This window comes from Marinobacter salinexigens, from assembly GCF_008370345.1.
GTDB classification, from domain to species: domain Bacteria; phylum Pseudomonadota; class Gammaproteobacteria; order Pseudomonadales; family Oleiphilaceae; genus Marinobacter; species Marinobacter salinexigens.
On record NZ_VTUU01000001.1, the window covers coordinates 586,042 to 599,269 of the forward strand.

The 13,228-nt window shown below is 54.6% G+C and carries 15 protein-coding genes; 13 read left to right on the forward strand and 2 right to left on the reverse strand.

Going from position 1 to position 13,228, the window contains the following annotated elements; genetic code table 11:
• Nucleotides 1-21: 21 nt before the first annotated feature.
• From FWJ25_RS02795 to FWJ25_RS02850, 12 genes are all read left to right on the forward strand, one after another.
• Nucleotides 22-1,614 carry a L,D-transpeptidase family protein gene (locus FWJ25_RS02795; RefSeq protein WP_149598703.1) on the forward strand — a complete coding sequence of 531 codons (1,593 nt, stop codon included), beginning with the start codon at nucleotides 22-24 and terminating at the stop codon, nucleotides 1,612-1,614.
• A gap of 181 nt (nucleotides 1,615-1,795) precedes the next feature.
• Nucleotides 1,796-2,791, forward strand: a complete 996-nt coding sequence (locus tag FWJ25_RS02800; RefSeq protein ID WP_149598704.1) for a DUF1852 domain-containing protein — start codon at nucleotides 1,796-1,798, stop codon at nucleotides 2,789-2,791.
• Nucleotides 2,792-2,818: 27 nt separating this feature from the next.
• Nucleotides 2,819-3,847, forward strand: coding sequence for a methionine synthase (locus FWJ25_RS02805; protein WP_149598705.1), 1,029 nt, complete (start codon nucleotides 2,819-2,821; stop codon nucleotides 3,845-3,847).
• A 16-nt stretch (nucleotides 3,848-3,863) separates the two neighbouring features.
• Nucleotides 3,864-4,361, forward strand: coding sequence for a flavin reductase family protein (locus FWJ25_RS02810; protein WP_149598706.1), 498 nt, complete (start codon nucleotides 3,864-3,866; stop codon nucleotides 4,359-4,361).
• Nucleotides 4,362-4,416: 55 nt separating this feature from the next.
• Nucleotides 4,417-4,659, forward strand: coding sequence for a PA2433 domain-containing protein (locus FWJ25_RS02815; RefSeq protein WP_149598707.1), 243 nt, complete (start codon nucleotides 4,417-4,419; stop codon nucleotides 4,657-4,659).
• 266 nt (nucleotides 4,660-4,925) lie between these two features.
• The gene (locus tag FWJ25_RS02820) at nucleotides 4,926-5,369 is read left to right on the forward strand and encodes a PACE efflux transporter (RefSeq protein ID WP_149598708.1); all 444 of its coding nucleotides are present in this window, start codon (nucleotides 4,926-4,928) and stop codon (nucleotides 5,367-5,369) included.
• 133 nt (nucleotides 5,370-5,502) lie between these two features.
• Nucleotides 5,503-6,828, forward strand: a complete 1,326-nt coding sequence (locus tag FWJ25_RS02825; protein WP_149598709.1) for a hypothetical protein — start codon at nucleotides 5,503-5,505, stop codon at nucleotides 6,826-6,828.
• A 17-nt stretch (nucleotides 6,829-6,845) separates the two neighbouring features.
• The gene (locus FWJ25_RS02830) at nucleotides 6,846-7,235 is read left to right on the forward strand and encodes a hypothetical protein (RefSeq protein WP_149598710.1); all 390 of its coding nucleotides are present in this window, start codon (nucleotides 6,846-6,848) and stop codon (nucleotides 7,233-7,235) included.
• 23 nt (nucleotides 7,236-7,258) lie between these two features.
• On the forward strand, nucleotides 7,259-9,040 hold the full coding sequence (radD, locus tag FWJ25_RS02835; protein WP_149598711.1) for a DNA repair helicase RadD: 1,782 nt from the start codon (nucleotides 7,259-7,261) through the stop codon (nucleotides 9,038-9,040).
• Between the two features lie 156 nt (nucleotides 9,041-9,196).
• On the forward strand, nucleotides 9,197-9,571 hold the full coding sequence (locus tag FWJ25_RS02840) for a hypothetical protein (RefSeq protein ID WP_149598712.1): 375 nt from the start codon (nucleotides 9,197-9,199) through the stop codon (nucleotides 9,569-9,571).
• A 131-nt stretch (nucleotides 9,572-9,702) separates the two neighbouring features.
• On the forward strand, nucleotides 9,703-10,182 hold the full coding sequence (locus FWJ25_RS02845) for an FKBP-type peptidyl-prolyl cis-trans isomerase (RefSeq protein ID WP_149598713.1): 480 nt from the start codon (nucleotides 9,703-9,705) through the stop codon (nucleotides 10,180-10,182).
• Nucleotides 10,183-10,210: 28 nt separating this feature from the next.
• Entirely contained in the window at nucleotides 10,211-10,513 is a 303-nt protein-coding gene (locus FWJ25_RS02850) for a hypothetical protein (protein ID WP_149598714.1), read from the forward strand.
• A gap of 92 nt (nucleotides 10,514-10,605) precedes the next feature.
• Here FWJ25_RS02850 and FWJ25_RS02855 read toward each other — a convergent pair whose 3' ends face one another.
• On the reverse strand, nucleotides 10,606-11,253 hold the full coding sequence (locus FWJ25_RS02855; protein ID WP_149598715.1) for an NAD(P)-dependent oxidoreductase: 648 nt from the start codon (nucleotides 11,251-11,253) through the stop codon (nucleotides 10,606-10,608).
• A 111-nt stretch (nucleotides 11,254-11,364) separates the two neighbouring features.
• On the opposite strand from FWJ25_RS02855, the gene FWJ25_RS02860 reads away from it, so the two are divergent.
• Nucleotides 11,365-12,258, forward strand: a complete 894-nt coding sequence (locus FWJ25_RS02860) for a LysR family transcriptional regulator (protein ID WP_149598716.1) — start codon at nucleotides 11,365-11,367, stop codon at nucleotides 12,256-12,258.
• 24 nt (nucleotides 12,259-12,282) lie between these two features.
• Here FWJ25_RS02860 and FWJ25_RS02865 read toward each other — a convergent pair whose 3' ends face one another.
• The gene (locus FWJ25_RS02865) at nucleotides 12,283-13,131 is read right to left on the reverse strand and encodes an alpha/beta fold hydrolase (protein WP_188093547.1); all 849 of its coding nucleotides are present in this window, start codon (nucleotides 13,129-13,131) and stop codon (nucleotides 12,283-12,285) included.
• Nucleotides 13,132-13,228: the final 97 nt, after the last annotated feature.

The following is a 13,228-nucleotide window of genomic DNA, read 5'->3' on the forward strand; positions in this document are numbered from 1 at the left end:
AATTCCGAGGCGGCCATCAACATGTACGTTTTTTATACAAAACATAACGTTCACCCCCTGCTGATTGCTCTGCTCGCACTCGCCTGTCTGTTCCCTGCGGTGGGCTCTGCGAGTTTTCGTATGGAGCCCGAAGACTGCGTGGCTTTGCCGCAAGACTCCGGCGTGCTCGGTGAGTCGGTGTCTGGTTTCGGCAAAGCCATGGGCGACGACTTCTGGAATTCCGAGCCGCGCCTGAGTGCGCTGATCGAGCAGTTACAGACTTTGGAGGGTGATGGCCTGGCACCCGCCGATTACTTTGTGCCGGTACTGAAGGATATTCGCGAGTTTCAGGGCACCTGGGGCGCAGTGCTTGCCTGCGATGCCGAACTGGCCAGCTACGCTTATTTAAGTGCATTGGCTGACTTGCGATTTGGCCGCGTGCAAACAGAAACCTCGGATGAGATCTGGTACGCCCCGATGCTGGGCGAGCGACGGCGCCTGAGCGAGCTGATGGAATTGGCGGCATTGGGGCTGGAGAGTTTACCGCAGGCGTTTGAACAGGCCCGCCCGGATCTGGATCGGTATACCAATTTGCGACAGGCCTATCTGACCGCTCGGGAAAACCTGCCAGAGAGTTGGCCGATGATTCCCGATGGCGCCACCCTGGAGCAAGGGCAGAAGTCCCCCAGAGTCGGCATTCTCAAACAGCGGCTGTTAGCGGAGCAGTATCTGGAGAGCACCGGTACCTCCGGCACTATCGAGAACAACCGGTTCGACGAATCAGTCACCCGTGCCATTGAGACGTTTCAGCGCCGGCATTATCTGGATGTGGACGGAAAAGTCGGTGCGCAGACCCTGGCGCAGCTCAACGTTCAGCCTGAAGAGCGCCTGGAGCAGATTCGTTCCAATCTGGATCGTCTGCGACGCCTGGCGGCGGATATGGATGATACTCTGCTGCTGGTGGACATCGCTGCGGCCCGGTTGGAGTTCTACAACAAGGGCGAGCTGGCCTGGTCTGGCAGGGCTCAGGTTGGGCGGCCGCTGCGCCAGACACCGAAGCTGAAGTCAGTGATTACTCACATCACTGTGAACCCCAGCTGGACCATTCCCACCTCGATTTTTGTAAAAGACCAGCTGCCTCACATTCTCAGCAATCCGGACTACCTCAAACAGCGCAACATCGGCATCTACAACTACCAGGGCGAGGAGCTGTCAGCCTCTGACGTTAACTGGAACAACCCCCGGGGGATTCTGCTGCGCCAGGCGCCGGGTCCCAATAATGCCCTGGGCGAGGTGGTGATCCGCTTCTCCAACCCGTTTGCGGTCTATCTCCACGATACCCCCAGCACCTGGTTGTTCAACACCAATGACCGCTTCTATAGCTCCGGCTGTGTTCGCGTAGAAGATGCCATGACCCTCGCTCAAACCCTGTTCGAGGTCTCTTCGCCCAAGGCCTGGCGGAAAGTGGAGCAGGTGCGGTCCAGGGGGGCTTCGGAGAATGTTCACCTGCCACGGGGAATCCCCGTACTGATGGCCTACTGGACGGCGGAAGCAGACGCAAATGGCGTGCTGAGCTATCGCCCGGATCCCTATCGCGATGATCACGCGACGCTTGCAGAGATGACAGCAGAATGAATCATCTGCGGCGGAAAACTCTATAAACCTGTATCCGGTTTCAGGGAAAGCTGCATCCTGGCTGCGCTTCATGGCATGAGTGAAAGTAATGATTTAATGATATTAAATCATTTTTATTCATCTTTGGCCCGACCTAGAATGCGCTCAGGATTTATCTCAGGAATCAGGATACGGGATCGCCATGAACCACGACTTCACATTCGCCATCAAGCGCCTTCGTTTCGACGAAAACTATAAGCCGTCGGACAGCACGCGGATTACCACCAACTTCGCCAACCTGGCCAGAGGGGAGAGGCGCCAGGAGAATTTGCGCAATGCCCTGAGGATGATTGACGACCGGTTCAATGCCCTGGCGCATTGGGATAATCCGAACGGGGATCGTTACTCTGTCGAGCTTGAAATCGTTTCCGTGGATTTGACGGTGGATGGCCAAAGCAAGCGCGACACCTTCCCGGCGATTGAAGTGTTGAAGACGAACATTGTCGATCGCAAAACCAACAAGCGCATTGAAGGCATTCTGGGGAACAACTTTTCCTCCTACGTGCGCGATTATGACTTCAGCGTATGGCTGCTGGAGCACAACAAGGACCAACCGACATTCAGCATTCCAGAGAACTTTGGGGATCTGCATGGAAAGCTCTTCAAGCATTTCGTGAACTCGAAGGCCTACAAGGAAAGTTTTGCCAAGCCGCCGGTGATCTGCCTGAGCGTTTCAGATAGTAAGATCTACCGCCGGACAGACAACGAGCACCCGGTATTGGGTGTGGAATACCTGCCCAACGAATCCTCTCTGACCGAGCGCTATTTCAGGAAAATGGGGTTGCAGGTTCGCTATTTCATGCCAGCAGGCAGCGTTGCGCCTTTGGCTTTCTATTTCTTTGGCGATTTGCTGAATGATTACAGCAGTCTTGAGCTGATCAGCACCATCAGCACCATGGAAACCTTCCAGAGAATTTATCGGCCCGAGATCTACAACGCCCATGCGGCGGCAGGCGCATCCTATCAACCTGATCTGAAGAACCAGAACCATTCAGTGACGGATATTGTTTACGACCGGGAAGAGCGCAGCCGGCTCGCCGTGGAACAGGGAAAATTTGCTGAGCAGTGTTTCATCAAGCCGTACCGGGCCATTCTTGAACAATGGTCTGCCAATGTCATTCCTGACCACGCTCTTTGATCTACCTGAACCACAAGGCTATTTACCGTGAAAAAATTGTTACCCACGTCCATCGCCGGCAGTTTGCCAAAGCCCTCGTGGCTCGCTCAGCCTGAGACGCTCTGGTCGCCCTGGAAATTGCAGGGGCAGGAATTGGTTGAAGGCAAACAGGATGCCCTGAAGGTGTCGTTGCAAGAACAGCAACGGGCCGGGATTGATATCGTCAGTGATGGCGAACAGACACGACAGCATTTTGTTACCACGTTTATCGAACACCTCGATGGCGTTGATTTCGAGAAGCGTGAAACCGTCAGAATTCGCGATCGTTACGATGCCAGTGTGCCAACGGTGGTGGGGGCTGTCAGTCGACAGAAACCCGTGTTTGTTGAGGATGCCCGGTTTTTACGCGAGCAAACCGATCAACCCATCAAGTGGGCTCTGCCTGGTCCCATGACGATGATCGACACGCTCTACGACGCTCACTATAAAAGCCGGGAAAAGCTGGCCTGGGAATTCGCCAAAATCCTTAATCAGGAAGCCAATGAACTGGCGGCGGCCGGCGTTGATATCATTCAATTTGATGAACCCGCATTTAACGTGTTTTTCGACGAAGTGAATGACTGGGGAATTGCTGCGCTGGAAAAAGCCATTGAAGGGCTCGAATGTGAAACGGCGGTACACATTTGCTATGGCTACGGCATTAAAGCCAATACAGACTGGAAAAAGACGCTGGGGTCTGAATGGCGGCAATATGAAGAGATTTTCCCCAAGCTGCAAGCCTCCAATATCGATTTGATATCACTGGAATGCCAGAGCTCTCGTGTTCCAATGGATTTGATTAAACTGATTCGAGGTAAAAAAGTGATGGTGGGGGCCATTGATGTGGCAACCAATGTCATTGAGACACCCGAGGAAGTGGCCGATACGCTGCGCAAAGCACTCCGGTTTGTCGATGCCGACAAGCTATACCCTTGCACCAACTGCGGCATGACGCCCTTGTCTCGTCAGGTTGCCAGGGGCAAGCTGAGTGCGTTGAGTGCAGGAGCCGACATTGTTCGCAAAGAACTTTTGATCTAGCGCGGGGGTGAGGTCTATGTCATTTCCCCATACGGCTATCGAGCCGTTGCGCTTTCGCGAAGCCCTCGGCCACTACGCCTCCGGTATTACGGTGATCACATCACTCATTGATGGCGAGCAAATTGGCTTTACGTGCCAGTCGTTTTATAGCGTGTCGACGAGCCCACCGCTGGTGTCATTCAGCGTAAAAGCCAGTTCGTACAGCTACCCTAAAATTCGCCGGGCAGGGCGGTTCGCCGTGAATATCCTGTCTGGCGAGCAGGCTGAGATTTCCAACCAGTTCGCCCGGCAAGGCTCAGACAAGTGGCACGGCGTTGAGTGGCAGAAATCGCCGCTGGGTAATCCGGTCATCGCAGGCTGCCTGCACTGGCTTGATTGTGACATTCACGCTGAACATGCCGCAGGTGACCACCTGATCGTGATTGGTGAAGTGAAAGCGTTAAACCTGCAGGAAACGGATGCTTCTCAGCCTCTGCTTTACTTCAAAGGGCAATATTGCAACCTGTCCCGGTAATTCGTATGGGTGTAGGCTAGACTGAATGAAGATGAGCAAACGAGGAGGAACCATCATGCGTTATCTTGTGGCTGTTCTATTCACCTTGTTTTTTGCAGGCAGTGCCCTTGCCGGGCAGTGCCCAACGCTGGTTCATGAAATCGACCAACAACTGCAGTCGGCCCAGCTGGACGCTGACGCCAAGGCCAGAATTCAGGAACTCCGGGATCAGGGACAATCGCTGCACAGCCAGGGCAAGCATAGCGAGTCTGTGCAAGTGCTCAAGCAGGCAATGAGCGAACTGGATGCTGCTTCGTAGAAGCCAATTGCCAGGGCTATTACCCTGGCCACCGGTTTACCCTGAATGCGGATTTTGCGTGGTAGGACCAGGCCAATAACGACGGTCTGATGAAGCCAGGAGGGCGTCCGCCCTCCGGTTTTCTACTATGGAGAGTTACTTTCCCATCCCCTAGAATTCTGATTGGCTTTGTGGCCTTAGGCCACTGAAATGCCCGATGTATTGTGAGGACGACCTCACCCCGCCAAGTACTGAACCGGGACGACCCGAACTCTTGAGACGTGATCATGCGTACTACAGCAGACCGGGTTCGCCAGGCCGTTAGCTTTGAAGTGATTGGTATTTTGCTCAGCACGGTTTTGGGTACCCTGATATTCCATATGCCCATAGAGACTATGGGGGTTTTGACAATCATCGGTGCCAGTTTGGCGACGGTGTGGAACTATGTGTTCAACCTTCTGTTTGACCACGCTCTGTTGCGTGCTCGTGGTACTACCCGCAAGACGTTGGGGCTTCGCGTTCTTCATGCTTTGTGCTTTGAGGCGGTGCTGATGCTGGCTTTCCTGCCAGTCATTGCCTGGTGGTTGGGGCTGTCCCTGCTGGAAGCACTGGTTATGGACATCGCCTTTGTGGTCTTCTACCTCTTCTACGCCTTTCTCTTTACCTGGGCGTACGACACGATTTTTCCGGTACCTGAAACCATCAAGCAGCCGCTGAGCGATTGTGCATAGCTGGCGCGGCCTATAAGCTCATCTCTCACATTCTCCTCTGCAGGGAGGAGCTGTATGAGTCTTGCCATCGGTGGAAGGTGTAGTGTTGGTAGATAATAAAGCTAATCTGTTAAGAGTGCGGACGCTGTCGCCCGTGCGGTCTCCGATCAGTGCAGACAGCGAGCGTCGTGCGGCGGACGCTTTGAAGCAGATGTCGGCTGCCGGTGATACGGCGAGCTCGCTCAGGCTGCTGGCCGAATCCGCCACGCTGAAGTCCTTCCAGTGGCCGTGGGCCAGCGGTTACGGAACGCTTGAACATGACAATCTGCCCGCGTTATTCCTGCCATTTGATTGTTATTCGATTCATACCGAGGGAGTTTCTTTACCTGACGACATCCGTCAGTTGCTGGCTAACCATGGAGGGTTGATAGAGCGCTGCTGCTTGTATTTGTACGATGATACGGTGGCGTTGCTTCAACTGGATGTCGCGTTTCAGGCCAGTGCAACGCAGCTTTGCGATTTGCTGAATGGTCATAGTCTGGACGGGGCGCTCTCTGCCCTTGCCAAGCAGGTTTATCAAAAGGCCATTTATCCCGCCTTCCACAACTACGCCCGCGAGTTTGCGAAGTCCGCGAGCAGAGGTGCATCCGGCTCTGTGGATTATCTCCGGGATCCGAAGAAACTGACGGTGTTCAAGGACGTATCGTTCGATTCGGAAGAACCGCCGGAGTCGTATGTGCTATGGACCGGGCGTTACGTTGTGACGCAACCAGACACCCTGGATGGCCCGCTTGGAGACAGCCTGCAAGCCTGGGCATCGTATACGGGGTCGCGAGACACGCTCCTTGAAGAGCGCCAGTTTGTGGGTTCCGGAAACATACTCGCACTGGCGGAGGATGTAGAATCGCAGTCGGAGAATTGGTTGCGCGGGCTGTCCATCTGCCAGCTGTACAATGCGATTCTGTCGATCTATGGCGGAATCCTGAAATCGAGTTATTCAGAACTCAATGATTACGCAAGCTCCAGGCGCCGGAGCAAAGATCTTCACAAGCTCATGCAGGACATCACCAGAACCCTGGATCATCTGGAATTCACCCGGCTCGAATTCAACGAGGCGGTGATCGGGGTTCAGGCCGAGCGGGTCAACGTTGTCAGAGCGGCTTACTCGGCATGGAATCTGGAAGAACTGATTCAGGGTTCTCTGGAGCGCACGAGCTTGATACGTTCGAAGATCTCGCGGCTTTTAGAAGCACGCAAGGCCCAGCTTGACCGGTCCGTGGAACTGATCCTTGCGGGTATTGGTGGAGTGGCCGTCATCGACCTGTTCATCTCGCTGACCACGGCATCCCGGAGCCTCAGGCGAGATGATATTCCGGGGGTTCTGGATGTTTTCGAATGGCTTCAGCCGGATGGCTCCATCGCTTTGTCCACCACCATTCTGGTCTTGATCTCCGTTTATATTTACCTGGCGAAGCGCTGATGAAAAAGGAGTTTGCTATGACTGGCAGCGAAAGAGTTCGTTTCTGGGTGATTATGTCTGCCGAACCGAGCCAGATCCCTGCGGCGAGTGAGCAGATAGCCCGGCAGCTTTCGCAGGCGTTTGGCGGTGCCACTGTTCTGGGTGGGTCTGAAGTGTCAGCGCTGACCGGATACTGGGCCGAGGATGGCCAGGCGTTCAAGGATGCCTACGACGGCGTTGTCCACAAAGAGTCTGTGTTTGCCATTATGCTGATGGTTGTTCCGGAAGAAGAGGAGCGAGCCTACAGCGAGATTAAAACCACTGTTAAAAAGGCCGTGGCCGATTTCGGTCTGAATAGCCGCCACATTCATGTCGATGTGAGTTCGGTACGTGCGAGACACTTTGATGTTAACGATGTCGGGAGCTGACAGGCTGATATAGCTCGCGAATCATGAACGTACCCTTCAAACTCCGGCCTTACCAGCAGGAAGCCGTCGACGCCACGTTAAGCCACTTCCGCAAATCCGATGAGTCTGCCGTCATCGTATTGCCAACCGGTGCGGGAAAAAGTCTGGTTATTGCTGAGCTGGCCCGCCTGGCCCGCCGCAAGATTCTGGTGCTGACCCACGTAAAGGAACTGGTTGAGCAGAATCACGCCAAGTACCAGAGTTACGGGTTAACGGGTGGTATCTTTTCTGCCGGACTGAAACGCAAAGAAAACGAGCATCAGGTGACCTTTGCCAGTGTGCAGTCGGTCTCCGCGAATCTGGATGCGTTTCGGGATGAGTATTCTCTGGTCATTATTGATGAGTGCCACCGGGTTAGCGGTGAGGACACCAGCCAGTATCAGCGGATCATCGAGTTGCTGCGGCAGCAAAATGGCGCCCTCAAGGTGCTCGGGCTGACCGCCACGCCCTATCGCCTGGCCATGGGTTGGATCTATCGCTATCACTATCGGGGCTTTGTTCGTGGCTCCGGTGAGGAGCACGATAAGCCTTTTCAGCATTGCATTTATGAACTGCCGCTGAGCTACATGATCAACCGCGGGTACCTCACCCGGCCTGAATTGGTGAACGCTGCGGTGGCGCAATACGATTTCTCTGCACTGGCCCGGGATCGCTTTGGCGAATACGCAGAGAAAGACGTTAATCAGCTTCTCAGTAAACACAAGCGTGTAACCCGAGCCATCATCGAGCAGGTGATGGAGCTGGCTGCGGAGCGGCAGGGTGTGATGATCTTTGCGGCCACAGTAGACCATGCACGGGAGATCACCGGCTATCTGCCCTGGCAGGAAACGGCGTTGGTAACCGGAGCGACCGACCTGAAAGACCGGGATCTGCTGATCCAGCGTTTCAAGCAGAGGGAGTTAAAGTACCTGGTGAATGTCTCCGTGCTCACTACAGGTTTTGATGCGCCCCATGTGGACTTTATCGCCATTCTCCGGCCTACCCAGTCGGTGAGTCTGTACCAGCAGATTGTGGGGCGTGGGCTCCGTCTGGACGAAGGCAAGAGGGATTGCCTGGTGATTGATTACGCGGGTAACAGTGTGAACTTGTATCACCCCGAGGTGGGCGAGCCGAAACCGAATCCGGACAGTGAACCGGTGCAGGTGTTCTGCCCGGGCTGCGGTTTTGCCAATGTATTCTGGGGAAAGACGGACAGTGATGGCCGTGTGATCGAGCATTACGGACGCCGTTGCCAAGGGCTGCTGGAGCCTGCTGAGACGGCTGAGAAGACCGTGCGAGCGCAACAGTGTGACTATCGTTTCCGGTTCAAGGAATGCCCCCATTGTGGTGGCGAGAACGACATTGCGGCCCGTAACTGTCACCAGTGTCGAAAGGCCATTATCGACCCGGACGATCAGCTCCGGGATGCCCTCAAACTCAAGGATGCGATGGTGATCCGCTGTGCCGGGATTACGTTAAGCGTTGCCGGCAGCAAATTGAAGATCATCTATCATGGTGAGGACGGGGAAGAGCTCAACGAATCCTTTGATTTCAGCAAGCCGGGTCAGCGCACCGTGTTCAACAAGCTGTTCGGGCGTCGTTTCGCCAATAGCCAGGCCCCGAAAACCTTCAATACCGCCGATGAGGTGCTTGAGATGCAAGCCCTGTTGCCGGCCCCGGACTTTGTGATCGCCCGCAAGCAAAAGCACTATTGGCTGGTGCAGGAACGGATGTTTGATTATCGGGGCGGCTATCGTAAGGCGAATGAGGTGTCTCGTGGCGCGTAGGTTGGCCTTTGGTTAATTTGTAACCTGAGTTGTTCAGATATGACAATGTTTTTCAATAAGTTAGGATGGCGACGGCTATCGGGTCCGGGGTTTTAATGTATGATTGCGCCAGGTTGCAGGTGCAGCCGGTTTCTATCCACCCAGAGGCAAAAAACGATGAAAGCCAGAGCAGTAAAGCTGGCGGGAGCAGTTCTCTCTCTCGCCCTTTTGGCAGGTTGTTCCGATTCCCCCAGCAATAGCGATATTGAGTCTGCCCTGAATGCGATGAACTCGGAATCCTTCACGGAAGTCTCTGATTTCGAAAAGGTGAACGGCTATGCCGAAGGTGAAAACCGGTACGTAGTTGATGTGAACTACGAGCTTACCTTCACCAAGGGCCTGGACGAACTGATGGCGGAATCATCAGGATTGGAAAAGATGGCTCTGGGCATGTTGAAGATGACCATGGGAGATTTCGAGGAAGGTGACACTATGGAAGACAGCACCTCCATCACCTTCGTTGATAGTGAGAATGGCTGGCGGCCGCTGTAATCCTCTCGATTATGCGGAACACGCCTTTCTCAATGAAGCGCCTGCGGGCGCTTTTTTTGTGGCGGTTCTATAAAGAAGTCGGTGCCTTCGCTGGTTATAATGGACAACTTTGAAACGGAGCACAGAGCCTTATGCCAATCGAAAAGAATCAGGTGGTTTTATTCCACTATAGCGTGAGTGACGATGAAGGCAACGCCATTGAAAATTCCCGTGGCGGCGAGCCCAATGCCTACCTGCACGGCCACGGCGGTGTTGTTCAGGGCCTGGAGGAAGCGATGGAAGGGCGTGAGGCTGGGGATATATTCAGCGTTACGATCGCCCCGGAAAAGGCCTATGGCCCCCGCAGGCCAGATGCCATTCAGCGTGTGCCGATCAAGCATCTCATGGGAGCTAAACGCTGGAAGGCGGGCATGATTGCTCAAGTGCAGACCGAGCAGGGGCCGCGCCATGTAGTCGTTGCCAAGGTTGGTCATAAGTTTGCGGATGTGGATACCAACCACCCGATGGCGGGTAAAACCCTGACCTTCGATATCGAAATTATCGACGTGCGTGCCGCTGATCCGGAAGAGCTGGCCCATGGCCACGCACATGGGCCGGGTGGGCACCACTGAACGGATTCATTGAAGAAGTGAGAGTGTCATGAAGTTCCTGATTATTTTGCTATTTGTCGCCATTGTCGGGTTTGTGGCCTGGCGGAGTAAACAGAACGCAAACCCTGTGGAACTGGCGTGCGCTCGGGACATCGGGCAATTACTCAAATCCAGTCCCGATGCAGATCCCCGTTCTATTGCCGACATGTTTGTAAAGCACGGCATTGCCCGGGCCCGGTGCCCGCAGGTGGGACGGATGGTGATGCCACAACTACGAAAGCACGGCCTCAAGCCGGAGGATGCAAAGATTGCGATGATTCAGGTGAAGGCGGCTTATGCTCTGGTGCCATAGGGCTGCCCGCCAGTCACTGGTCTGAAGGCTGTTGCTGTAAAGACTTTTGCGCCCAGGCAGGATGGGCGCAAAAGGGTTGTCTCAGATGGGTTTTATTCCTGTGTGTAAGCGAGTGTGAAGCGCTCATTTTCGTGGCGCGGGACTTCCATTTCATCAATCATGGCTTTTGCGTAATCTTCGACGGAAATGGCGCTTTCCCCATTGGTGTTGGTCAGAAGCTGATGACTGCCAAGTGTGTAGGATCCGGTTCGCTCGCCGGGAGCGATGATGGCCGCTGGTGACAGCATGGTCCAGGCGACATCATCTTGCGCCCGAAGCTGGTTGAGTGCATAGCGGGCACCCTCGGCTGTGGCTTTGTATTCGCTCGGGAACTCGGGAGTATCGATTAGCTGGATTCCGGGGGCCACTTCCAGGGAGCCTGCCCCGCCCACCATCATCAGACGTTTTACGCCAGCTTTCCTGGCCGCTGACAGTATGTTGTCGAAACCCCGGGTATAGTAGCCCTCCACGTCTTCCTGTGCATGGCCGGAGAAAGCGCTCAGTACAGCATCGAAACCTTTAATCTGCTCGGCCAACGCCTCGGTTTTCTGTACATCCGCGTGCTGTGCGGTCAGCCCGGGTCTGGTCTCAAGGCGCTCCGGGCGGCCTACCAGGCCAGTAACCGTGTGGCCTCGGCTCAGGGCCTCTTCACGCAGGCTGGAACCGATAAATCCGCTGGCGCCAATAATCGCAATGTTCATGTGTTCGTCCTCAATGATTAGTGATCTTTTGCGTTATTGTGTGCCTGGTTATTGATTCGAAAAACAGGTCAATCAATAATTCACTGTTATGAAATCAATAACGGTTAAACCATGATTGATGATATCGATCTCAACGTATTGCCTTTGTTTGTGACCACGGTGGAGGCGGGATCTTTCACCCGTGCCGCTGACCGGCTGGGATGCACGAAAACCAAGATCAGCCTCAATATCAGAGCGCTCGAACGTCAGCTGGGGCTAGCACTGTTTAACCGAACTACCCGACAAGTTACCCTCACAGAGGCGGGCCATCAGCTCTATCAAACCTGTAAGCCCCTGCTGGCACAGTTGGGGGAATCCCTGAGTGATGCCGGCACGAGCGCTAGAATGCTCAGCGGCACTTTGCGGATTACTGCTCCGGCAGATCATGCGGAGCAGAGCCTGGCACCAGCTGCCGCCGGGTTTAGTCAGCGGCATCCCAACCTGACCATAGAGCTTCGGAGTGGTGACAAAGTTTCAGACATGGTGAACGAGGGCATTGACCTGGCCATCCGCATGGGGTGGCTGAAAGACTCAAGCCTTCGAGCCCAGAAATTGGGGGAGTTTCAGCAATCGGTTGTTGCCTCTGCGGGCTACCTTAGCGAGATGGGAATACCCGGGCACCCGAGTGAACTGAGCCGACATCGGTGGGTTGAGTTCACGCCCTTGCCCAGCCCATTGACCTGGTCCTTTGAAAAAGGCAGCGAACGAGTTCTGGTTCACATGAATAGCCACCTCAAGGTCGATAGCACCAGCACCATACGCAGTCTTGTGATGAGCGGAGCTGGCTTGTCCGTTTTGGCTGGGAATGTCGCCGAGCAACACCCGGAGCTGGTGACCCTGTTGCCGGATTGGCAACTCCCCTCAGGTGGTATCTACGCGGTATTCCCGCCGGGCTCCTTCATTCCGGCCAAGGTCCGGATGTTCGTGGATTTCTATCGGCAATGGCTGGCGATGCAGGCCGCGTAAGGTGGCATTAGTGCTGTCCTGGCGTCATCTCTGAAAGTGACCCAGTAGCTGCGCGTTCAGCCATTCCGGTTCGGTGATTGGTATCCAGTGGGCACCGTCTGTTTTCTTGTATGTCCAGTCTCCGGTGGTCCATTTTTCGGAATCGGTCAACTGTTTCTCGGTCAGGAAGACGTCCTCTTTACTCCAGATACCCAGAGTCGGGGCTATCACTTTGGGGTGGCTGCGTGTCAGCACGGGGACAAGGTTTGCCCGGTAGATATTGACAGCCGCCATTAGCCGGCCAGGTTCCGCGAAGCGTTTCATCACCTCGTTTATGTTCGGATGAGTGCGAAATATTGAACGCAAGGAGAAACGGCCCTTGCCGGGCAGGAATCGTTCACTGATGCCTCGAAGATTGAAATACGCGATGTACCAGCCGGCCATCATCTGACGTAACCCTGCCCGAGCATAAGCGGTAGGGTGCCCGACGGAAATCGCACACAGGGTCTTGGTGCGTTTGGGGTGATAGGCCGCGAGGAACCAGGCCTGCACAGCACCCCAGTCATGCCCTGCCAGATCCACTTGATCAATGTTGAGATGGTCGAGTAAAGCGATGTGGTTTCCGATGATAGTGAAGATGTTGTAGTCATCCACTTTGTTACCCATATCTGATTCGCCACAGCCCAGGGTGTCGGGGGCAATGCAGCGATATCCTGCGTCCGTCAGGGCGTTGATCTGGGGTGCCCACATGCAAGCCGTATCTGGAAAACCGTGGATCAGCAGGACAACGGGCCTGGCACTGTCGTCGGGATGGGTGTCGAGGTAAGAAAGCTGAAATCCGTCACGAGTGAAGGTCTGACGAAGTCCATTCATGTCGTCTATACGAAGGCTCATAAGCATACCTTTGGCTTTTTATTGTTTGGTTTTTTATTGCTTGATGACGATCAAGTCTCAGTGGGATGTCCCCTGGATGCTTAACCTTTCACGAAAT